Source organism: Flavobacterium xizangense (genome assembly GCF_054075145.1).
Genome location: NZ_JBSIPG010000015.1, coordinates 82,483 through 104,724, shown reverse-complemented (window position 1 = coordinate 104,724; position 22,242 = coordinate 82,483). Strand labels below are relative to the sequence as shown.

The 22,242-nt window shown below is 32.6% G+C and carries 18 protein-coding genes; 8 read left to right on the top strand and 10 right to left on the bottom strand.

The window, feature by feature from the left end:
• From ACWA1B_RS21450 to ACWA1B_RS21440, 3 genes are all read left to right on the top strand, one after another.
• The coding region (locus tag ACWA1B_RS21450) for an arginine deiminase-related protein (protein ID WP_456910523.1) at positions 1–134 on the top strand (134 nt) is incomplete at its 5' end.
• A gap of 273 nt (positions 135–407) precedes the next feature.
• Positions 408–1,091, top strand: a complete 684-nt coding sequence (locus ACWA1B_RS21445) for an SDR family NAD(P)-dependent oxidoreductase (protein WP_456910521.1) — start codon at positions 408–410, stop codon at positions 1,089–1,091.
• Positions 1,092–1,104: 13 nt separating this feature from the next.
• On the top strand, positions 1,105–2,517 hold the full coding sequence (locus tag ACWA1B_RS21440) for an SDR family oxidoreductase (RefSeq protein ID WP_456910519.1): 1,413 nt from the start codon (positions 1,105–1,107) through the stop codon (positions 2,515–2,517).
• Between the two features lie 90 nt (positions 2,518–2,607).
• Here ACWA1B_RS21440 and ACWA1B_RS21435 read toward each other — a convergent pair whose 3' ends face one another.
• From ACWA1B_RS21435 to ACWA1B_RS21425, 3 genes are all read right to left on the bottom strand, one after another.
• Positions 2,608–2,799: a cold-shock protein gene (locus ACWA1B_RS21435; RefSeq protein ID WP_194614781.1), complete on the bottom strand. Its 192-nt coding sequence runs from the start codon at positions 2,797–2,799 to the stop codon at positions 2,608–2,610.
• 272 nt (positions 2,800–3,071) lie between these two features.
• Positions 3,072–4,568, bottom strand: coding sequence for a PAS domain-containing sensor histidine kinase (locus ACWA1B_RS21430; protein ID WP_456910517.1), 1,497 nt, complete (start codon positions 4,566–4,568; stop codon positions 3,072–3,074).
• Positions 4,569–5,123: 555 nt separating this feature from the next.
• Complete coding sequence (locus ACWA1B_RS21425) at positions 5,124–5,678, bottom strand: NAD(P)-binding domain-containing protein (protein ID WP_456910515.1); 555 nt, start codon at positions 5,676–5,678, stop codon at positions 5,124–5,126.
• 1,116 nt (positions 5,679–6,794) lie between these two features.
• On the opposite strand from ACWA1B_RS21425, the gene ACWA1B_RS21420 reads away from it, so the two are divergent.
• Together ACWA1B_RS21420 and ACWA1B_RS21415 are read left to right on the top strand one after the other, a co-directional pair.
• Positions 6,795–7,772 (top strand): fasciclin domain-containing protein, encoded by a 978-nt coding sequence (locus ACWA1B_RS21420; protein ID WP_456910513.1) that lies wholly within the window; start codon positions 6,795–6,797, stop codon positions 7,770–7,772.
• A gap of 196 nt (positions 7,773–7,968) precedes the next feature.
• Positions 7,969–8,424 (top strand): hypothetical protein, encoded by a 456-nt coding sequence (locus ACWA1B_RS21415; RefSeq protein ID WP_456910511.1) that lies wholly within the window; start codon positions 7,969–7,971, stop codon positions 8,422–8,424.
• 105 nt (positions 8,425–8,529) lie between these two features.
• Here ACWA1B_RS21415 and ACWA1B_RS21410 read toward each other — a convergent pair whose 3' ends face one another.
• The gene (locus tag ACWA1B_RS21410; RefSeq protein WP_456910509.1) at positions 8,530–9,732 is read right to left on the bottom strand and encodes a helix-turn-helix domain-containing protein; all 1,203 of its coding nucleotides are present in this window, start codon (positions 9,730–9,732) and stop codon (positions 8,530–8,532) included.
• A 577-nt stretch (positions 9,733–10,309) separates the two neighbouring features.
• Between ACWA1B_RS21410 and ACWA1B_RS21405 the strand changes: the two genes are divergently transcribed.
• Positions 10,310–12,682 (top strand): arylsulfatase, encoded by a 2,373-nt coding sequence (locus ACWA1B_RS21405; RefSeq protein WP_456910507.1) that lies wholly within the window; start codon positions 10,310–10,312, stop codon positions 12,680–12,682.
• 195 nt (positions 12,683–12,877) lie between these two features.
• Here the strand turns inward: ACWA1B_RS21405 and ACWA1B_RS21400 are convergent, their stop codons facing one another.
• The 6 genes from ACWA1B_RS21400 to ACWA1B_RS21375 all read right to left on the bottom strand — a co-directional run bounded on the left by ACWA1B_RS21400 (position 12,878) and on the right by ACWA1B_RS21375 (position 20,237).
• Entirely contained in the window at positions 12,878–13,879 is a 1,002-nt protein-coding gene (locus ACWA1B_RS21400) for an NADP-dependent oxidoreductase (RefSeq protein WP_456910505.1), read from the bottom strand.
• Positions 13,880–14,042: 163 nt separating this feature from the next.
• Positions 14,043–14,846 carry an enoyl-CoA hydratase/isomerase family protein gene (locus ACWA1B_RS21395; RefSeq protein WP_456910503.1) on the bottom strand — a complete coding sequence of 268 codons (804 nt, stop codon included), beginning with the start codon at positions 14,844–14,846 and terminating at the stop codon, positions 14,043–14,045.
• 37 nt (positions 14,847–14,883) lie between these two features.
• Positions 14,884–15,660 carry an alpha/beta fold hydrolase gene (locus ACWA1B_RS21390; RefSeq protein WP_456910501.1) on the bottom strand — a complete coding sequence of 259 codons (777 nt, stop codon included), beginning with the start codon at positions 15,658–15,660 and terminating at the stop codon, positions 14,884–14,886.
• A 128-nt stretch (positions 15,661–15,788) separates the two neighbouring features.
• Positions 15,789–16,682 carry a helix-turn-helix domain-containing protein gene (locus ACWA1B_RS21385; protein WP_456910499.1) on the bottom strand — a complete coding sequence of 298 codons (894 nt, stop codon included), beginning with the start codon at positions 16,680–16,682 and terminating at the stop codon, positions 15,789–15,791.
• 171 nt (positions 16,683–16,853) lie between these two features.
• Positions 16,854–18,350: a hypothetical protein gene (locus ACWA1B_RS21380; protein WP_456910497.1), complete on the bottom strand. Its 1,497-nt coding sequence runs from the start codon at positions 18,348–18,350 to the stop codon at positions 16,854–16,856.
• Positions 18,351–18,422: 72 nt separating this feature from the next.
• The gene (locus ACWA1B_RS21375) at positions 18,423–20,237 is read right to left on the bottom strand and encodes a T9SS type A sorting domain-containing protein (RefSeq protein WP_456910495.1); all 1,815 of its coding nucleotides are present in this window, start codon (positions 20,235–20,237) and stop codon (positions 18,423–18,425) included.
• A gap of 98 nt (positions 20,238–20,335) precedes the next feature.
• Between ACWA1B_RS21375 and ACWA1B_RS21370 the strand changes: the two genes are divergently transcribed.
• On the top strand, positions 20,336–20,458 hold the full coding sequence (locus ACWA1B_RS21370) for a hypothetical protein (RefSeq protein ID WP_456910493.1): 123 nt from the start codon (positions 20,336–20,338) through the stop codon (positions 20,456–20,458).
• Between the two features lie 863 nt (positions 20,459–21,321).
• Entirely contained in the window at positions 21,322–22,083 is a 762-nt protein-coding gene (locus ACWA1B_RS21365) for a LytR/AlgR family response regulator transcription factor (protein ID WP_456910491.1), read from the top strand.
• The last annotated feature ends 159 nt before the right edge of the window (positions 22,084–22,242 follow it).

The following is a 22,242-nucleotide window of genomic DNA, read 5'->3' as shown; positions in this document are numbered from 1 at the left end:
TTTTAAGTTCGAGCTTGGATACAATTGAAGCTTGTGGCGGTGGAAGCGCACGCTGCATGATGGCTGAAGTTTTCTTGTCAAAACGCCCACGTACTTTGCGCCAAAAGACAAAAATTAACTTCAATAAACGCTAAAGAATTTACCTCTATTTAATTTCTGTGTTTTTTATTTTAACATGGAAGATGCTCAATTGAGAATTAAGGAAAGCTTATTTAGCATTATAAAATAATTTTTATTTTGTTTAATATTTATTAAAAATTGTTAAACAATTATTATCTTTAACATTGGAATATTATCTTGTACGAAAACGCACTTTAGTTTTTTGATAATTAATTACAATAAGATCTTATTTTCTTATAAATCGAAGTAAAGACAATATACCAGTTCTTAAATTTAATATTAAAAAAATGAAAACTATTGTAATCGTTGGCGGGAGTAAAGGAATTGGTAATGCTATTTTACTGCAGCAGCTGGAAAATTACCAGATTTATAATATTAGCAGAAGCGCTCCTGATAGTATTCATCCAAATTTAAAACATTATTCAGTTGATGTTTTGCTGGATGCTTTGCCTGAATGTGAGCGTGTTGATGCTTTGATTTATTGTCCTGGCTCTATAAACCTGAAGCCCATTTTGAGTTTAACTCAAGATGATTTTAGAAACGATTTTGAAATAAATGTCATAGGAGCTGTGAAAGTCATTCAGCATTTTCTTCCTGCATTAAAGAGGGGGAAAAATCCTTCTATCATTTTGTTCAGTACCGTTGCAGCAAAACTTGGAATGCCCTTTCATGCCAGTATAGCAACAGCTAAAGCAGGAGTAGAGGGATTAGTTAAATCGCTCGGTGCTGAACTTGCTCCGTCAATTCGTATCAATGCTATTGCCCCAACTATTACAGAGACTTCTTTATCTGGATCTATTTTAAGAAACGATCGTATGAAGGAAAATATGATGGAACGACACCCATTGAAAAATTATCTAAAACCCCAAGAGGTTGCCCGTATGGCAAGTTATCTTATTTCTGAAGATGCAGCATCGATTTCGGGTCAGATTTTTCCAATGGATTATGGCTTGGTGAGCTTTAAATTGTAAATACAATTGAAACATGAAAATTCTTTTAACTGGTGCTACAGGTTATATTGGTAAGAGGCTTTTGCCCTTGTTATTAGATCATGGAAATGAAGTAATTTGCTGTGTCAGGGATAAAAACAGGTTTTGTTTTCCTGAAAAGTTTAAAAATCAAATACAGATTATCGAAGTTGATTTTCTTAATCGGGAAAGCCTCAAGAATATTCCAAATGATATAGATGCGGCTTATTACCTGATTCATTCAATGTCCGGTACTTCTAATTATGATAAACTGGAAAGTATTTCTGCAAATCATTTTATTCAAAAAATAAATGAAACCAATGCAAAACAAATTATTTATCTCAGCGGAATTGTAAATGACGAATCACTATCCAAGCATTTATCATCAAGAAAGGCTGTAGAAGAAATTTTAAAAACCGCAGCAGTTCCATCAACTGTACTCAGAGCAGGAATAATAGTAGGATCAGGAAGTGCTTCTTTTGAAATAATACGTGATCTGGTCGATAAACTGCCAATTATGATTACCCCAAAATGGCTGAACACGAAATGCCAGCCAATTGCTATTAGCGATGTTTTAGAATTTTTAATTCGGTCATTGCTGAATCCTTTAACTTATAATCAAAGTTTTGATATTGGAGGACCTGATGTGTTGACTTACAGAGAAATGCTCCTGGAGTTTGCAAAGGCAAAAAAGCTAAAAAGATATATTTATACAGTACCGGTGATGACTCCAAAATTATCATCGTACTGGCTGTATTTTGTGACTTCAACTTCATTTAAACTGGCTTCAGCACTGGTCAGCAGTATGAAAGTAGAAGTCATTTGCAGCGATAACAGAATTAATAATCTATTGGGAGTTACACCTATTACTTACAGGCAGGCATTAGAAAGGGCTTTAAAAAAGATTAGTGAAGATGATATCGTTTCCAGTTGGAAAGATTCTCAGGTAAGCGGACAGTTCAAGGGGAATGTTTCTCAATATCTCAAGGTCCCAAAAAAAGGCTGTTATATTGATAGAAGAAAAAGAATAATTATAAATAGAGAATATACAATTGCACGAATTTGGTCAATAGGTGGAGAAACAGGATGGTATTATGCCGATTGGCTTTGGGAATTACGCGGATTTATCGATAAGATTTTTGGAGGTGTGGGAACTAGAAGGGGGAGAACACATAAAAATGAAATACATGCAGGAGATGTACTGGATTTCTGGAGGGTTGTATATGCCAATAAAAAGGAAGGTAAGCTGATTTTATATGCAGAAATGAAACTTCCGGGTGAAGCCTGGCTGGAATTTAAAATAATCAACAATATCTTATATCAAGCCGCTACTTTTAAACCACATGGATTTATGGGCAAACTATACTGGTATTCTGTCTTGCCATTTCATGGTTTTATATTTGATGGAATGCTTAAAAAACTAATTTAGTAAATAAATGAATGGCTTTTGTTGAATTAGTTTTTTAAAAAAAAAGCACCTGTTTTAAACAGGTGCTTTATAAACTAGTTCTATAGGATGTTATGCTATGATTACGTTTACTGCGTTTGGACCTCTACGGCCTTCTTCTACGTCATATCGAACTGAATCGTTTTCACGAATGTTTTCTGATAGACCTGAAACATGAACAAAAACTTCGTTACCACCATTATTAGGTGTTATAAATCCGAATCCTTTTTCTTCATTGAAAAATTTTACTGTACCTTCTTGCATATTAAATATTTAATTTGGTCAAATGTAGTCTATTAAAAAATAGAAAGTCATAAAATAATTTTTAATTATGTTTTAATTAACTTTACGTCACTTCTATAAGATTGTTGCTAATTATTAAAATTCAATTATTTCTAAAGTGATTAAAGCAATTGTTGGTACACTAAGTAAAAAACAGACTTACTTTTGTATTTCCCAATTTTAAACACTAAAGCAAAGTTTTTAGTTCTGTTTCCACTTTATATATGAATTGCAAAAAATAATATTTAAATAAATCATATAGTTGATTCTGTCTGTTTTAAGGGCAGGGTTACTGTAAATTCGGCGCCATTATCTTTTTCACCCATTGCTATGATTGTGCCATGATGCCTTTTTGCTATTTTTCTGCAAAGCGCAAGCCCCAAGCCGTTTCCCTCATACTGGTCTTTAGAATTTAATCTTTCAAAGGCTGTAAAAATCCTTTCGGCAAAAGCAGAATCGAGCCCAATACCATTATCTTTGATTATAATTTGTACTGCGTCTTTTCCATCAAGAATAGTTGTAGTACATGTGATAGTAACTCTTGGAGGCTGATCTGCTTTTGAGAATTTCAGTGCGTTTTGCAGGAGGTTATAAAAAAGTTGAGTAATAAGAATGGGTGCACCTTCTATTTCTGGAAGATCACACGAATTAAAAATGGCCCCTTTTTCTTTTATTATTAGTTCCAAATCAGTTTTAATATTATCAATAACCTCATTAAGATTAATTTTTTTAATAGACTGAGTGGTTTTATCGATAGTAGAGTAGCTTAAGATGCCCTCAATGATATTGTCCATCCTAAGGGCAGATTGGTCTATTTTACTGAGATATTTTAAGCAACTCTCATTAAAAACAGTGTCTTTTTCATTTTTTAGAAGCGTATTGAAAATCTTGATTTTTCTTAATGGTTCTCTCAAATCATGACTGACAACATTGGCAAAATGCAGTAAATCGTCATTGGATCTCTTAAGTTCCTCAGTATTGAAGGCTACTTGTTTTTTGAGTTCCTGTTCAAATTCTCTTTGTTCGTTAATATCTTGAATGATTCCGATAATACTAATCGGTGTGCCGGTTTCATCCTTAACGATTTTACCGTTGATTTTAATCCATCGAATAGATTGGTCAGCATTTATAATTCGAGCCTCATAACATATTTTTCCAGTTTTTTCAGCTTCTAGATGTGCTTTTTCACGAACTGCTAAATCGTCAGGATGAAGTTTGGCAATTAATTCGTCATTTGGTATATCTGAGTCAATAGACCATATAGAATTAAAATTCCCGCAGGTTTTAGTTGCCTTTGTTGCCAGATCTATTTCGTAAGTTCCCATGCCTGATGAGTCAATGGCTATTCTGAGTCTTTCTTCAGCACTTTGTATTTGTAGTTTTGCAATATGTATTTCCGTTACGTCAGCGCCCGTATTCATAACACCATAAACGCTCCCATCACTGTCAAAAAGAGGAATAAAACTATAATTGAAATAATGGGTTTTCATCACACCGTCAATTACTAAATCTACCTTTTTATCTTTCGCATGAAATGGAATACCGGTTTTAAGCACGCTGATTGCCTGATCAAAAAAAGCTTCATTTTTTATCTCTGGAAGTATGTCTAAATAATTTTTTCCTAACACCTGATCTCCTTTGCCCCATGTTTTGATCATTGCGCTGTTGGCCAGTTCTACTTTAAGCTGATCTCCAGTGTACACTGCAATGGGTAATGGCGTATTGTCCACTATATCTTGTAAAAGCCTCATGTTTCGGTACATTGCGTTTTATTTATGTTTTTGTTATGCGAAGCTATATTATTAAGAATTTGTTCTGTTATATTAATTTAATTATATGTTGCACAATTACAATATAAAATACAGCAATTTACACGTTCTTTAACTATCAATTATTTTTTTTTGCGCTAGGTCAACGATATGCATTTTTATAATATATAAGTCATATAATAAAATGATAATAATTAAAAAAAAATGAGCAGACCAGTTTGTATACAATCAAGTCTATAATTATAAAAATATTATACAGCATTACCAGCTTGAAAAAATATATCTTCAATCAGATTATTTGTGTTGATATGATTATGATTTGAAAACTCCGAATTATAGTTTTTAATAAGCCGTTTATAATAACTTTAGTAAGGCTAGTTTCCAAGACATTTCTGTGAATATAATACTAAATCAAGTAATAAATTGCGGTAAGATAGTCAACTATGGTATAGTAAGGCATTCTGCCGGTAAGGAATTTTGCTTTTAATGCGAGATTAATATCACTAACCTTCTGTCTATACTCCAAATATATCAATTTTAATTCGGGAAATCTATCTCGTTTACTGTTGTTAGCGCAGTACTCGAAAAATCTAAAGCATTTAAAAAAGAAATTACCTTATTTTTTACTTTTTGATTCTTCGCTATGTAAAAAATTTCAGTTTGGTAATTAGATTCGTTTTTATTTATAATTATAGGTTGTAATTTATTAAAGATTCTTACCACGTGTGCATCTGGTAAGAGAGAGGCAATCTTTTCGCTAGGAGATCTCCTTATTATTACAGGTAAAGACGAAAATGAAGATTCAAAATTGAAAATGGGGTTGTTAGTATGTAATATTATTTTTTCTGACATATTAGGTAAACAGGATATTGAGGATTCTAATTCTTCCCAGTCTAAAGACAATAAAATGATTTCAGCTATCGCCGCGTCGCACATATCAACTAATTTTACATTACTGCCCATGTTTTGAATTATTTCTTTCAAGCTATGCATTTGCTTTGAGTGGCTGATTAATACTTCATAGCCTAATTTTGCTGCTCTATGAGCATAATCCATATTTATATTTCCAACTCCGATAATTCCGATTTTCATTTTCTTTAATATCTGTTTGATTTTATATTACAAGCTATATTCTATAAATGTTAATAGAGATGAACTGATTAAATAACTTTATTTTTTGCTCTAAATAGAGATGCATATGAGCAGTTATGGAGCTATTACTGGAATTGGAAACAAATGTATTTGCCCAAGGCTGATTGGATTTTTTTTCTAAAACAATTCCCGTAATGTTTCTGTGTGCGTGTATTATTATATGACACAAGAGTATTGAAAACAATATTATACTACTATTGAATTTCATTTTATATGATTTAGATTTCCATAAAATTTTAGTGATAAGTATATTTTACCAATCCATACATGATAGGTTAGTATATACTTTTGAAAATTAGAAAGTTATAAACGATGTTTTAACAAATGAAAATTTGTTGTAAGCCTTTTATATAAAAAGATTTACAATCAACTATACATAATGATAAGTTGTTTAGGTTCATGGTTTTGTGTTGAGAAATAAATAATAGAATTGAATACTGTAGTCAAAAACTCGAAGAGATGAGTTTTAGGTATAGTTTTATCTTCAACAATTAAAGATTGGTTGAAGACCTCTCAAAGTAAGAGATTTTGTCGCTATTAAATTGTTTTTTCTTTTCAAAACTTGAATGGGGTTTAGTAGATACTAAAAATATAAAAAAAAATAACGGAAAAAGAAACTAGGTTATTTTTATCGAATCCTTGCATATTGGATTAATTGTATGTGTTATGTTTATCATTTTGACTTTTTGATGCGATATATTTAATGATATGTTTTGAATTCAGATATTCCATTGTTTCGAATTGGTTGAAATCTGAAATAAATTAATGACTTGGATATTATAGGTGTTTTCATAATTAATAAATCCCTTATTTTGATTACTATGAAAAATTAAAACCCAGTATTTTTTGGAATCCAGTCCATTTTGATATAGTGATTGTATTCAATTTTTTATTCTTTGCTATAATGGATTAGTTTGTTCTGTTTCCTTATAAGTTTATGATAATTAGTTAGGTATGGAATTGCAGAAATGTTAAAATAATTAGTTTGTTTAATCTTTTTAATTTTTTGTTAAACAAAATTTATTATCTTAGAGGTGTAAAAAAAAACTAAATATTATGAAAACAATCAAATTTAAATTAATTGCTTTTTTTGCCTTAATTGCTTTAGTGAGTATTTCATGTAATAATGATGATGATGACTCATCACAACAACCTCAAACAATCGTCTCTATTGCTAAAGCAAATCCTAATCTTAGCTCGTTGGTTGCTGCTTTGGAAAAAGCAGGTTTAACCGCCACCTTGAACTCTTCCGGTTCCTATACCGTTTTTGCGCCAACTAATACTGCTTTTAGTGCTTTTTTGTCTGCTAAAGGTTATGCCAATCTTGATGCAGTTCCTGTAGCTGCTTTAAAGGAAATATTACTTAATCATGTTTTAAGTGTAAAAGTCAAATCGACCGAGATTGCAACGGGTTATGTTAAAACGTTAGCAAAAGGAGGTGCGTCAACTTCAAACACTATTAGCATGTATATCGAAAAGGGATCAACTGTTGATATCAATGGAGGGAAAACAAATGGAGGTGGTACAGTAACAACTGCTGACATTGAAGCTTCGAATGGAGTTATTCATGTAGTTGACGGCGTTATTGGGCTTCCTACTATTGTGAATCATGCTATTGCCAATAAGAATTTTACAACTTTGGTAGCTGCGTTGACTTACAATCCTGCATCGGGTTTTGCAGGAATATTATCAGGAACAGCCAGCTCACCTTTTACTGTTTTTGCTCCTACAAATGCAGCTTTTTCGAGTTTTTTAACTGAAACTGGATTTTCAGGACTTGCTGCTATTCCAGCTAATGTTCTTGAAACAACTTTAAAATATCATGTAGTTGCTGGAGCAAATGTTCAATCATCATCTCTAACAAATGGACAGGTTGTAAGTACTTTTGCAGGACAAAACTTTACAATTGGATTAACTGGAGGCCCAAAAATTACAGATGCCAGCGGTAGAATAAGCAATATAATTGCGACAGATGTGCAATGTTCAAATGGAATAATTCATGTGCTGGATAAAGTTTTGTTGCCTAAATTTTAATTGCAATAAACAGTATTTCAAGCAGGCAATTGAAAATTAAAGTTTTAATAAAGCGATTAAGTTAGAATTAGTTTCTTAATCGCTTTATATATCATATTGATTTTTTTGCAATCTAAATTTATTAATAATTGTATGCTGAAGGTTCGTAAAATTCTCTTGTAATGAGCAACTGTGTACAAAACAGAATGGTGATAATATGAAGTTTATGCAATTGTTTTTAGTAATTTCTACCGCTTTTTCCTTTGTTTGTAATGAGCCAAGTATAGATTTGGAAATTATTAGAGCTAACTATCAGGTAGCTATTTCAGATAAAAAACTTTGCAAAAAAATGATTGAAAATTTAAAATCTAGTAGTGACAATAGTATCAAATTAGCTTATTTGGGCGCATTTCAAACAATATGGGCAAAGCATACCATCAATCCTATCTCAAAGTTCAATACTTTTAATAAGGGTAAAAAAAATATTGAAGAGGCTGTCAGATTAGATCCAAAAAATTTAGAAATTAGAATTATTAGATTATCCATTCAAAGTAATTGTCCCTCATTTTTGGGATATCGAAATAGTATTGAAGGAGATAAAAGAATGATTCAGTCTCAATTTAAGAGCATAGTTTCTGTTCATTTGAAAAAAATGCTCTCAGGCCTTATTTAAAAAAAGCAGCTACATTTTATTCTGAAATTATCCGAAAGAATTAAATAAAACTTACTAATTTCTTACCTTCAAATAAGTTTGTTAATCACTATTATATAGTCAATTTTATTCAAATTTAGCGATTGTTTTAATGTAAGCAGAAGGTGTTTGACCCACTATTTTTTTAAATGCCATCGTAAATGTATTTCGATTGTTAAAACCACTTTGTGCCGAAATTGCTTCGAGTGTTTGATTGTCATGATCATTATTATTCAATAATTCCAAACAATATTTTACCCTGTAAGTATTGATAAAATCATTAAAATTGATTTTCTCGCATTTGTTTATTACAGCCGAAATGTATTGTGCAGGAATGGAGAGTTCTAAAGCTAATTGCTGTAATGTGTATTGCTTATTTAAAAATGATTTATGAGTAATAATATGTGTTCGGATTTTGATTGCAATTTCTTCCATTTTGGCTTGAGACAAATAGCGATAATTTGACTGCCGTTGCTGATCGTCTTCTATTACGAAAGACGATACATTATCTGATATTCCAGGAGTTAAAGCACTTTTATCTAAAAGTACCATCCCTTTTATACCATATAATATTTGAGGAAATAAGAATAGAAAAACAGCAGTTAATCCTGTAAAACCGCCAATAAATAGAAAAACTGTTAGTTCATCATCGCCCCCTCCAGGCTTTAAAATATGAATTGATGGAAGAAAGAGAAATATTTGTGAAAGCAGGAAAATTGTAAGCCATTTCAACCATACTCCATTTTCTTTTTTAAAATCAGAGTTTTTGACTTTATAAAGCCTAATTAAAAGAATGGATTGAAATATCCAATAAGTAAATGCCAATACATACTTGAAAACTATATAAAAGCCGGGTATAAAAAATCGACTCTCATAAAAGTACAAAACCATTTTGCTCAATTGTTTAGATTGCATAAAGGCTATTTTTTCTGATCCTGGCAACCAAAAAAAAGGAAAATAATCAACAATGTAAATTAAGGCGGGAATAAGATGTATGAAATCAATTTTAGTTAATCCTTTGTTTGAAACTACTGATCGAATATAAAGGTATGAGGCTGGCATGTATAATAAATGTGCAATAATACCTGTCCTGTATACATGGGGCATATATTTTATAAATCCTGTATTGATTAAAAACAGTATAAAACAAGGATAAGATAACAGAAGAAAAAATAAAGAGAGAAGTATGTTGTATTTTTTTGTTTTTTTAGAATATCCAATCAATAAAATTGAAACTAGTACACAGATAATAATTACTACCGCTACACAAGCTGAAAAAATCGAAATCATATTGTGGATTATTTTTGATGTTGTAAGCTGCTGAGGAGCATCCTTTCAAATATAGTAATTTTTTTTAATTGAAATTTTGATATGAATTTGCCAATAATGATAAATATTGGCAAGAATATAGAGCTAAAAATATATTCTCCTTATCGTTTATTCTACTTTTATAAAAATTTTAGACTATATTAAAATTGAATGTTTCATGTTATAACTCGCAGCATGTTAATGTTTTAGATAGTAAATTTTAATATTAAATTTATACTGTTTTTTAAAATTTAAGTAGACAAATTAATAAGATCAAAATCAAGTTGTTATGAAGGTAAAAATAAAATTCTAATTGATCTAAGTGATACAAAACATGAAGAATTTGGCATTTAAATTCGGCAAAATAAAGAGTACTGGCAATGTTGCTATTTATGTAAATCTTAGTTTTAATGACTAGGAATGTTTAGAAATTGGAATTGATTTAGGTTTTCGATATCTGAAACTTATTTTGAAAAACACCCTTTGCTTTTAATGCAAAAAACAATAATATAAAAGTATAAGAAAAACAATAAGTAAAATTATAATTAAGAGCTACACTATGAAAAAAGATGCAAATTTAAGAAGTATAGTATTATTGTTGATTCTAATGTTTTTTAATAATACTAATGCACAGGAAGTACTTCCATTTCCAACAACACCTTCAGCTAGCATTGCTGGTCCAAGTATGGCAGAATCGGTACATAAACGAAGGGTTGAAAAGGCGCACCTTCCAGCCGATGCACCCAATATTATAATTATCTTAATTGATGATGCAGGCCCTGGTTTGGCAAGCACTTTCGGAGGAGAGATAAATACTCCAAGTCTTACCAAATTGGCCAATCAAGGAATTGTTTATAACAGATTTCATTCTACAGCTATGTGTTCGCCAACTCGAGCATCTTTGCTTACAGGCAGAAATCATACTAGAGTAGGGTCAGGACAGATTACAGAATGGGCTAATGATTGGGATGGATTTAGCGGATTAATTCCTAAGACATCTGCAACAGTTGCTGAAGTTTTAAAAAATTATGGTTATAGCACATCTGCCTTTGGTAAGTGGCATAATTCACCTCCTTTAGAAACTTCGAAGGTTGGACCATTTGATTTTTGGCCCACTGGATATGGTTTTGAATATTTTTACGGATTCTTGGCAGGTGAAACATCGCAATATGAGCCAACATTAATTAAGAATACAACTTATGTAGCTGCTCCAAAGACTCCAGAGGAAGGTTATCATCTTACCGATGATTTAGCAGATAATGCCATTCAATGGATACATGATCAAAAAGCGATTGACCCTAAAAAACCATTTTTTATGTACTGGGCACCAGGAGCAGTTCATGGACCACATCAGGTGAATGGTAAATGGGCAGATAAATATAAAGGCAAATTTGATGATGGATGGGATGAATATAGAAAGCGTGTATTTAAAAGAGAAAAAGAACTAGGCTGGATTCCCGAAAATACCAAGCTAACAGAACGTCCGTCTAATTTGGCCGCATGGGCTGATATTCCAGAAAATGAAAAACCTTTTCAAAGAAGATTGATGGAAGTGTACGCTGGATTTGCAGAGCATACAGATTATAATGCAGGAAGAATAATTGATGAATTGGAAAAAATGGGTATTGCTGATAATACTCTTATTTTCTATATCTGGGGAGATAATGGTTCTAGCTCAGAAGGACAAAATGGAACAATTAGTGAGTTATTGGCTCAAAATCAAATTCCAACCAAAATTGAAGATCATTTAAGAGTGCTTAATAATGAACTTGGAGGTTTGAGTGCTTTGGGAAGTCCAAAGACTGATAATATGTATCATGCAGGTTGGGCATGGGCCGGATCAACACCTTTTAAGGGAACAAAATTATTAGCAAGTTATTTTGGAGGTACACGTCAGCCAATGGTTGTGTCCTGGCCTAATAAAATTAAAAGTGATAAAACGCCCCATTCACAATTTCATCATGTAAATGATATTGTACCTACTATTTATGAAGTGCTGAATATTAAGGCGCCTAAAAAAGTAAATGGTTACGATCAAGATCCAATTGACGGCGTAAGCATGGTCTATAGCTTTAATGATGTTAAAGCAAAAGACCAAAAGCATACTCAGTTTTTTGATGTCATGGCAAGTAGGGGTATTTATCATGATGGCTGGTTTGCCTGTACTTTTGGCCCTCGTGTTCCATGGATGACTCTAACTCCAGGTATTGATAAATGGACACCGGAAAAAGATATTTGGGAATTATATAATATCAATGAAGATTTTAGTCAGGCTAATGATTTAGCAAAGAAAAATCCAGAAAAATTAAAAGAACTGCAAACCTTATTTATGGAAGAATCAGTAGCTAATAAAAATATGCCAATTGGAGGCGGACTTTATGTTTTACTGCATCCTGAAGCAATAAAATCGAATCCTGCAACAGTGTTTAATTATACAGGAAATATGACCAGATTACCTGAGTTTGATTCTCCAAGAATAGGATATAATTCTAATCAGGCAACAATTAAAGTAGATTGTCCTGAAAATGCAAATGGAGTATTGTTTGCAGTGGCGGGTTATGCTGGTGGTTTAACTTTATATGCAGAGAACGGTATTTTAAATTATGAATATAATTTATTTGAAATACAGAGAACTAAATTAAAAGCTAAATCTAAACTGATAAAGGGAAAATCAACAATTGAAGTAATTTTTAAAAGAATCCCAAATAAAGACAGCGTTAAATTAAGTGCTGCAGAAGTTACAATTCTTGTAAACGGCAAAGAAGAAATTAAAGGAATTGTGCCAACAATTATTAATTCCGGTTTTTCTGCTAATGAATGTTTTGATATTGGTACCGATTTAGGGTCACCGGTGTCGCAAGCATATTATGATAAAGCCCCGTTTAAGTTTAATGGAACTATTGATAGCGTAAATATTAAATATTTGAAATAATCAATTATATAACAGTATTGTTTAATGGAGTAATCACATTTGATTACTCCATTATTTTTTATATAGACTTTAACTTTGTATGGCAAATTGGAGATAGCTGAAGTATCCCTTCCAAATACCATACTCCACAATTTCATCATGAAACTTATTATCGTTTTACAAAAATGTTGGAGCTCATCTGGATGAATTTTCTAATTATTTTATTTTTATAACTACTTTACCTTTTGCATGTCCACTTTCCATATATTCCAAAGCATCATTGGTCTGCTCAAAAGGAAATATTTTATCTACAACCGGTTTGATTATTTTAGATTCAAGTAAATCACCAATTTGTTCCAACTGTTTCCCGCTGGCCTTCATGAATAAAAACGAATAATTTATATTTAATCTTTCAGCTTTATTGCAGATTTTCAGGCTGGTTAGCCAAAGGATAAAACGAACCAGTGCAGGAGCCCCAATTGACCTTGCAAACTCTGATGTTGGAGGTCCGGAAATTGAAATTACAGTGCTTCCTGGCTTTAAAATTGACAATGATTTTTCAAGTGTTTTTACATCCTGGCTGTTAAGTACCACATCATAATCTTTAAGAATAGTTTCAAAGTTATCCTTTTTATAATCTATCACAATATCTGCTCCAAGGTTTTTCAGCATATCAAAATTTTTTTCGCTGGCCGTTGTAGCGACAAATGCTCCAAAATGTTTTGCAAGCTGAATGGCTATTGTACCGACCCCGCCAGACCCCGCCTGTATGAAAACTTTTTGTCCCTTCGTTACATTTACCCTTTCTACAAATGCCTGCCAGGCTGTTAAGGCAACGAGTGGAATAGAAGCTGCCTCTTCCATAGAAATAGTATGAGGTTTTAAAGCAGCATCATCTTCATTGACTGCAATATATTCTGCAAGAGTGCCAATTCTCATATCCGAAACCCGTGCAAATATTTCATCACCAACTTTGAATCGCTTTACTTTTTCTCCTGTTTTTATTACGATTCCCGATAGGTCATGCCCCAGAATAAGAGGTGTTTTATATGGTAAAATTAATTTAAAAGCACCACTTTTTAATTTAGAATCCAGCTGATTAAGTCCGGCTGCATGTATTTCAACTAAAATGTCATTTTCTTTTACAATTGGCAGAGATTCTTCAGTTAGTTTCAGCTTTTCATTTTTTCCGTATTTATTTAATACATATGCCTTCATGATTGGTGTATTTTTAGTTATCTAAATTTATGATTTTTGTACATAAAATTTGGTTTATTTATTTGATTTCTAATGGTTAGAGATGAATAAACATTTTGTGTAAAGGAATGACGTTCTTATACAAATTGTAATTCAACTTTATTTAATAGTTTAATGAAGATTTTTAAAGATGTTTTCCCAGATTTAATTCAACATCTCCGTATGTCTGTAGACCATTTTCCAAAAGTCTTTTTATACGCTGTCTGCTTTCTTTGGATTCTAGAGATTGAAAGAAACGGGTTTGTGTTTCCATAATATGATCATTTTTTGGCAAGACCGCTCTCTCATTCATTATCGATTTAATGGAAGCAATGGCAAATTTGTCAAAAGAAGCGATTCTTTCAGCAAAATTTGTGATAAAATTATCTAGTTCAGCATCCGGCACTGAGCGGTTAACCCATCCATATAGTGCGGCAGTATCAGCGTCATAATCGTTTCCGCTTAAAATGATTTCCAAAGCCCTTGCTTTACCGGTAAGCAGATGCAAACGTTCTAATCCGCCTCCGCCTGGAAATGAACCTATTCCAATTTCAGGCTGGCCAAAAAAAGCTTTTTCTTTACTTGCAAAACGAATATCAAATGCCTGTACAAATTCACTACCAAGGCCTCTGGCTCTTCCTCTTATAGATGCAATGCTTACGAACGCTGCCTGTTCAAGACGTTTTGCAATGTCTGGCCATGATATGGAAAGTCCCGTTTTTCCTGTCCCTTTTGGAAAATCAGTAATATTCAGAAGTTCGACATGCGCAACAAAAAAATCTGGATTTGCGCTTTCAAAAACCACCACTTTTAGATTTTCTTCTGCTTCCATCTCATTCATTAAAACGATTAACTGTTTTGAAAATTCAGCATCAAAAACATTAATAGGCGGATTTTCAATAGTAACTTTCCAGTAGGATTCACTTATTTTTTTGGTTGTAAAAATCATGATTTAGAAATTTTTATATTAATAGATGTTTAGATATTTAGCCCAGAAATAAATTGATATAACCAGCAATGAGCAAAGGTTCCTGATGCTGAAGCCCGTGACCGGCTCCATTGATGATAATATGCTGCATCGATGGGGCATTTCTTAAAAGTGGAAACCAGTTTTCTACAGCAAAACTAATATCGTGGTCTGCCGATATAACTAAAACCGGATTTTCCAACGTTTTATACTGACCGCGGTAATTATAGGTATCTTTTTTCATCATGGCAGAACCCTCAAAATACTTTTGAAATTTTTCTGTAGTGGAGGGGATTTTACTTCGGTCCAGTTTTATTGCTATTCGATCAAACGAAGCTTTAGCAGCAGCTTTGCTTTTTTCAGATTCAGGTTCAAAGAAGGCTACAGTTTCGTCTTCAAGATCATTTACAGGCTTTAACGCTCTTTCAAAAAAAGTTTTATCAAAAGGGACTTCATTAATTCCGGGAGGATTTGTCCCTATAAGCACTGCTTTAGCAATTTTGTCCTTATTCGTGAAAAGTGCAGTCTGGGCAACGAGCCCTCCATAGGACCATCCGGCAACATGAAATTTATTTATACCCAAACTTTCCATTAATTTCACCCCAACGGCTGCTACTTCCGAAATGTCAGAAGAAAGCTCTCCTTCGGATTCTCCGATACCGGGATAGTCAAATAAAATAATAGAATGTTTTTCTGCAAGAGTGTCCAAAAACATGGGATCCCATGTGTCGAGTATTCCACGGAAACGATTATAGAATAATATAGGATCTCCCTTTCCAAATTGACGGAATGCCACTTTGAGGGAATTGATGGTGCTGAACTGGGTTTTGGAATTAGAAAAGTCAGTATTCATAGTAATAGCTTTAAAATTGAATACTCAAAAGTATGCAAAGCTGTTACCTTCTTATTTCACAAAACAGGAAATCAACGATACTTTTCCCTGATTTCACCAGGTGTAAAAGCTTTATTTTTTTTAAAAAGTCTAGAGAAATAAGATACATTGTCAAACCCCAGTTGGTAGGCTATTTCACTTACATTCATGTCAGTTTGTATTAACAATATCTCTGCCTGTTCCGTTACATATTCATGAATGAGGCTGATGGTAGTTTTGCCAGTTTCCAGTCGTATTAAGTCGGTAAGATAATTGGGAGACAAATTCAATTCATTTGCTATAGAAGATACAGTAGGGACATGTTTTACAGGTACTGATAAATTATTGTAATGTTGCTGTAAAAGTGTTTTTACCTTTGAGGAAACAGAAGCCGAATTTAATCCCCTTTCTTTAAACTGCCTTTCGTAATAAAGTTCAGCATAATTCAGAATTACATGCAGTAAAGAGAGAATTATATCCTCACTGGCTTCATTTTTATTGTTTAAAAGCTCATAATGTATTTTTGTAAACAGCCATGTTATGGTTTCCTCTTCTTCAGGAGTCATAAATAAAGCGTCACTAATTTCGTAGCTGAAATATTTATATTGGCTGATTTTCTGCGCAATGGGATGTTTCTTAAGCAAGTCAGGATGGAACACAAAGGCGTATCCGTCCCAGAAAGTGAGTGAGTCCCATGATACAACTTGTCCAGGACTGCTGAAAAGCATTAAGCCATTATCAGTTTTATATTTATTTGTTCCGTATTTAATATCTCCGGTAAAGTTCTTTTTTAGGGCAATCTTAAATAGGTTTACCTGAATTTCATTACTGGATTGAGGAAAATTAGGGATAGCCTGTTTACATACCCTGCTGTCCATCAGCGGATGAAAAGGCTCCGAAAGATTCAGGTATTTATTATATGTCGTCAGGTTCTCAAAAACTTTCATGAATTTGTTTATATTTAGTGGTACACAAATATATGGACATAATTAGTAAAAAACTTGAATATAAGTTTAGGTTTAGGTTGAATAAAAAAGAGGCTTTCCAAAGCCTCTTTTACATTACTATTTCCAATTTTCAATACTCAAATTAATAAATGATCATGGAAGTTTTTTTAATTATTTTATAATTATTGTCATATTCGAAACAAGAACGTCTGCCCCGTCGCTGCCACTATAACGTTGCAGATAAAAATCAATGTAATCATTAGTATTTAATTCAATAGCAGCAGTAATTGGAAGTGTAACAATATCATTTGTAGTAGTTCCCCTGCCATAAAATTTAAATTGCGGCACCGCCACGCCATTTTTATATAAATGAACAATGTAAGTTCCTGCTGATGGAACCTGAAAGTTAACAGCCCCGGATACCTTAAAGATTCTTTTCTTTTTGCCGACATATTTTAATCTATTGTAAGTTGCATCGGTCGAAAATCGAAATAAATTGCTCGATACTGTAGGAATTGATGCTGAATATATTCGCAAACTTGTACTAGGAGTAGAAGCACTCATGTTTAATGGTATAGCACCTCCAGTTTCTGCATCCATAGAAAAATCTCCAGTTGCATTTGTATCTGCTTCATTTGGGATTCCGGCAGCTCTCACAGTCCATGCATTACTAAAATTGTAGCCTGTATAAGTCAAAGCCGGCGCATATGGCTTAATAAAGTTAGAAGATGTCCCACCTGTAAAAACTACTGACTCCAGAACAGCATCACCACTAATGGAGAGTCCGGCAGAAGAAACATCCAAACCATATGCTCCAGGTCCCACATTAAGGAAACCTCCCTGTTTTTCAATCAAAGTAAAATTTCCCATAAATTTTTCATACGTACCAGAGTTATTTACCAGCCAGGCTTGATTGCTCAATAATAACTGTCCAATATTACTATAAGTAATACCATTTGTATTTCCTGAAAAATTGACAATACTCATAAAAACTAATCCATAACCTGCTATATTTCCAATATTTGCAGCATTGGCTATTATGGTATCCCTAAGCAAAAATGTTGAGGTCGATGACGAAGCATTTAAATTAAAAACTGTTGCATTTGGCGCTATAATAGTTACGTTCCTAATATTGCCGCCCGTGGTTCCGTCAAAAAGAATTCCTGATGTTTTATAGATAATATCTTCATTTGCATCTAAACCCTGAATATAGGCATTATTAATGTCTATCGGAAAATCGAAAATTATGGTACCATTTATTTCGTATAATGTATTGGTATTCAGGATGTATTTTGCACCACCACCGGCAGCAAGCTCTGCTGCCAGTACCACGGCTAAATTATCAGTTGATCGTATACGCTTAAAGTTTAATCTTCCAGTTCCATCTGAATTAATGGCAACCCAAGCCGTAGCACTGTAATAATAAAACGATTTTAAATCTGTGTCATAAACAAGCAATCCTTCAGCAGGTGTAGGTATAGCAATTCTCTGAGCAGTGCTCATACGAGGAGCGAGTATACCTTGAGTAGTAGAAACAATATCTAAAACTGAACTTGCATTTGGCGTAACAGTCCCAATACCCACCTGTGCATTCCCCAGCGTTGTTATGAAACAGAAAACCAATAAGAGCATGGTTATGTTATTTTGCGGAGTAGATGTAGTTACCATACTTTCTAAATGTTAATTAATGAAGATTTTGAATTTTTTTCTTGTTAATAGCTTATAATTAAAGACCAGTTGCTATTTTCCAGAATTGGAGATAATAATTTTTTGATTAATTTTTGCATTATCTTCTGTAAGGAATGTCGCGATGTAAATTCCTGAGCTTATTCCCGAAGTTGAAAAATTATAATTTGGCTCAGCTCCTAAATTTTCTTTAGAAATTACCGCTCTTCCAAGAATGTCGTAAAGCACAAATGATTTTATTATTTCATTGTTTGGATTCAACGCTATTAAAAGCTGATTTTTATTATCCTGATAAATAAAGAAATTAGTTTTTATTTCATCCTTTTTTCCCAAGGTCTGATTAGTAAAGCTTATTTTAAAACGGTCATTATATGTTCCGGGAGCGACTTCTGCTTCATATGTAGCATTTTTAATATCGTGGTATGACATAGTAAATGAATCGTAGATATAAATGGGCTGTGTATCATCAAAATCTATAATTTCAGCTATATAAAATTTAAAGGTTGTAGTTTGAGCTGCTTTTACAGAAAGAGGAATTTTTTTAGATAAATCGAAATTAACTCCTTGAATGACATAATTCCCGTTATCAATATAGAAAGAAACATCATTAGGAAGATCCTCATCCATATTTTTGGCATCGATACCTCTGTCTATCCCATCAGTAGACTGAGGCACAAAAGTTAATACAAGCTGTCTTGTAAACTCATTGTTTATGATCGTGTTTAATTTTAAATAAATCACAGGAGAAGGAGGTACTGGAGGGCCATCTTCATTATCAATTGTATTATCGGATTTAGCACTTAAATTTCTTGCAGGTTTTTCAAATTGGGATAAACTGCTATCTTCTTTGTAAAATAAGCGATGGGAATTTTTAAATGTTACAAAACCATTTGAAGAGCCATTTATCAAAAAGCCCTGACCAATAGGAAGGTATTTTCTTAATATTGCCGGACTTGTTCCGGTTGGAGGGTTGTTATTTAAAGTTCCGTCACTATTGTATGATCTAAATGGAGCAGCTGTATAGATGCCGATGGATGCCATATCAATAGGAGCATATGCTGCATAACCACCTCTGTAAGCGGATAGAAAATGTGAGTTAACATTTTTATCCTGCTGCCAAAAATAGGCAATACCTGTTGAAGCTGTATTTTCAGGATCCAAAAGAAAAGCATTTAAATCCAGTGCAGAGGGGTAGGGATTACCTGTAAGCGTAGTTGCATCATTAGAACCAACAGCCACCTTAATATTTCCATCGTTAGGTTTTCCTCTAAAATCATATCTTTGGGCGCCCAGACCGGGGTTATTTACAATTCCGGTGCCCTCTGGATCTGTGCTGTCAAAGCCACTGGTTCCCTTCATTGTAAATCCTTCCCCCGGTGCAATTGCAGTGGCACTTCCCACTTGTATCCACTGTGAATAGTTATTTGCATTTGTTAATTTATAAATCCAATGTGAGGCTATTGTTAAAGGATTAGCTAATCCGTTGTAACTTCCTATAGGCAATATTGAAGCGTTAGAGGATGCTGTTGAAGTTGTCGGCTGGTATAGTTGTGTAATTCCAAAATTATTGTTACCCGAAGAAGCCGAATTGTTTCCCACTGGCGAACACCAATAATTGTAATCAAAATTATCTGAAGTTCCTTCTTGATAAACCGACACAATTCCCGTTCCGGTATTTGAAGTAAATCCGTTTGCTCCTTGTACCAACTGAGAGTTGTTTCTTAGATAAAGATTTGAATTTAAATTGATATTCTGGCCTACATAAAGTACCTGATTTTTTACATATACAGACGTATTGGTACCTATCGATATTTGGGCAGCGCTGTTTAGAAAAAATAAGATAGATAATAAGAGTAATGTTTTTTTCATAATCCTCTGGTTTTATTATTATAGTTTGGATATATAGTGCCAGTTTAATTTAAAGCATCGATTTATTTTTTTTGAAAATAATATAACAGCCAAATAGAATGGCGGCTGCGAATAATAAAAAGATCATTGTATCAATTGGCACTGCTGGTGGTTCATCTGGTAAGCCAGGAGGAGGAGGATTAGATGAAAGTGCTATTATTGGAATGAGTAGAATTAGATAGAAAGCTGGCTTTTTCATGATTTAGATAAAGGTTAGTTGAGGTACATTTTAAAAATTAGAAAATACTTTCCATTATTATCAGCTGATGTTTTGTCATCTGCCTGCACTGTTTTAATACTTCAGATAATAAATACATTTCGTGTACAAATAAAAACGAATGGCTTTTCAATTAAAAAGGATAAGTAATAACCGATCTCAACGTAGTATAACCGTTTTTAAAAATTAAAAGGTTATCTAAACTTAAAACCAATGTGGCAATAATTAATGTGTTTTTCTATAATCCAAATGTTTACCGTAGATGGAATTACGAAAGGCACTTAGGAGTATTAAGTGAAATTAATATGCTTAAAATCAAGTAAATGAAATTATTTAATAGACATAAGTAGATCAAAATGTGTGCAATAAATGAAGTCGTTCTTTAAATAACTTTAAAAAACAGCAATAAGCCATTTGTTGCTAGCTCCTGCTGTTTCTTAAAAAGTAATTATAAATTTTAGTTAATATTAATTTATTGGTAATCAAATAATTAAGTTGTACTTTTGCAACGAAAAGCATAGCACTTGTTATCAATAAAACACATAACTGAAAAATGATCAGTTAAAACTCACTAACCCTACTTAAAAACACTGTTGCTGAGAATTAATCTCATTATAGCACTTTCCTATCGCTTATTCCGCTATACCATCGCCTGTTACTTTATATTCAAAAAAGATATAAATGTGTAAGGCTGCGCGCTATTATTGTTTTAATTTAAATACGTTACTTATTACTTATTTTTTAAAGTTAAAACGATAAAAATCAGAATACTAATTTATTTTGAACATTAAACAAATAAAGAAAAAATATATTCAACATACCCAATACATGACATCTATTAAGGCAATAATCATAACAGAACATACAGACACTTTGCTTATTTTAAAAAAATTTGAAGAGGAGAACTTTATGATTATAAAAATAATCGGTGAAGCTTTTTCTGTAATTGAAGGTATATCTATGATAAAAAACAACAAACCTGATGTTGTGTTTTTAGATATCCAACTTCAGGATAATACATTTTTTGAAATGCTTGAACAATTGGAATTCAGTATTCCTAAATTGGTTTTTATTTCTACTAATGAAAATATTGCTGTAAAAGCATTTAAGCACAATGCAGTTGATTTTATCTTAAAACCAATTGATTTTAACGCTATGATTTTAGCTGTATATAAAGTGATCAAAAGGACTGAAATGGAGCGCTCTTACCAAAATCAAAATATTAATAACATTAATATTTTAAACTCAATTAAGCAATCAAATGAATATGTCGCTATTGCTTCTTTGGATAAAATAGAATTAATTCCAATGGCAGAGATTATCTTATGCCAGGCTGACGGAAAATACACTAATTTTTTTCTTGTAAATGGCAGTAAAATAATGTCGAGCAGAAATTTAGGAGAATACACGACTATTTTGGACAATAACTATTTTTTTAGAATACATCATTCCTATATAATCAATATTCGTCATGTCGTTAAAATCTCAAAAAAGGATGGTTATTTCTGTGAACTTTCAAACGGAACAATTTTGCCAGTTGCAAAAAGAAGGCAGGAGGATTTTAATAAGTTCATAAAACTTAAGGATTAATATCAAAAAAAGCTAATGTATAATGTTGTCTATGCAAACTAAAACATTAATAATTGAGCAAGACTCTTTCGATATAAAGATGATTCAAAGCGAGTTGGAGTTATTAAAGGGACTAAAAAAGATTTTTTTTAATTAAAACAACAATCTTTTCAAGAAATC

Bases quoted from the DNA above. Each gene is read 5' to 3' on its own strand.
- ACWA1B_RS21445 (WP_456910521.1), top strand. From the start codon at position 408: ATGAAAACTATTGTAATCGTTGGCGGGAGTAAAGGAATTGGTAATGCT.
- ACWA1B_RS21440 (WP_456910519.1), top strand. From the start codon at position 1,105: ATGAAAATTCTTTTAACTGGTGCTACAGGTTATATTGGTAAGAGGCTT.
- ACWA1B_RS21435 (WP_194614781.1), bottom strand. From the start codon at position 2,799: ATGCAAGAAGGTACAGTAAAATTTTTCAATGAAGAAAAAGGATTCGGA.
- ACWA1B_RS21430 (WP_456910517.1), bottom strand. From the start codon at position 4,568: ATGAGGCTTTTACAAGATATAGTGGACAATACGCCATTACCCATTGCA.
- ACWA1B_RS21425 (WP_456910515.1), bottom strand. From the start codon at position 5,678: ATGAAAATCGGAATTATCGGAGTTGGAAATATAAATATGGATTATGCT.
- ACWA1B_RS21420 (WP_456910513.1), top strand. From the start codon at position 6,795: ATGAAAACAATCAAATTTAAATTAATTGCTTTTTTTGCCTTAATTGCT.
- ACWA1B_RS21415 (WP_456910511.1), top strand. From the start codon at position 7,969: ATGAAGTTTATGCAATTGTTTTTAGTAATTTCTACCGCTTTTTCCTTT.
- ACWA1B_RS21410 (WP_456910509.1), bottom strand. From the start codon at position 9,732: ATGATTTCGATTTTTTCAGCTTGTGTAGCGGTAGTAATTATTATCTGT.
- ACWA1B_RS21405 (WP_456910507.1), top strand. From the start codon at position 10,310: ATGAAAAAAGATGCAAATTTAAGAAGTATAGTATTATTGTTGATTCTA.
- ACWA1B_RS21400 (WP_456910505.1), bottom strand. From the start codon at position 13,879: ATGAAGGCATATGTATTAAATAAATACGGAAAAAATGAAAAGCTGAAA.
- ACWA1B_RS21395 (WP_456910503.1), bottom strand. From the start codon at position 14,846: ATGATTTTTACAACCAAAAAAATAAGTGAATCCTACTGGAAAGTTACT.
- ACWA1B_RS21385 (WP_456910499.1), bottom strand. From the start codon at position 16,682: ATGAAAGTTTTTGAGAACCTGACGACATATAATAAATACCTGAATCTT.
- ACWA1B_RS21380 (WP_456910497.1), bottom strand. From the start codon at position 18,350: ATGGTAACTACATCTACTCCGCAAAATAACATAACCATGCTCTTATTG.
- ACWA1B_RS21375 (WP_456910495.1), bottom strand. From the start codon at position 20,237: ATGAAAAAAACATTACTCTTATTATCTATCTTATTTTTTCTAAACAGC.
- ACWA1B_RS21370 (WP_456910493.1), top strand. From the start codon at position 20,336: ATGGCGGCTGCGAATAATAAAAAGATCATTGTATCAATTGGCACTGCT.
- ACWA1B_RS21365 (WP_456910491.1), top strand. From the start codon at position 21,322: ATGACATCTATTAAGGCAATAATCATAACAGAACATACAGACACTTTG.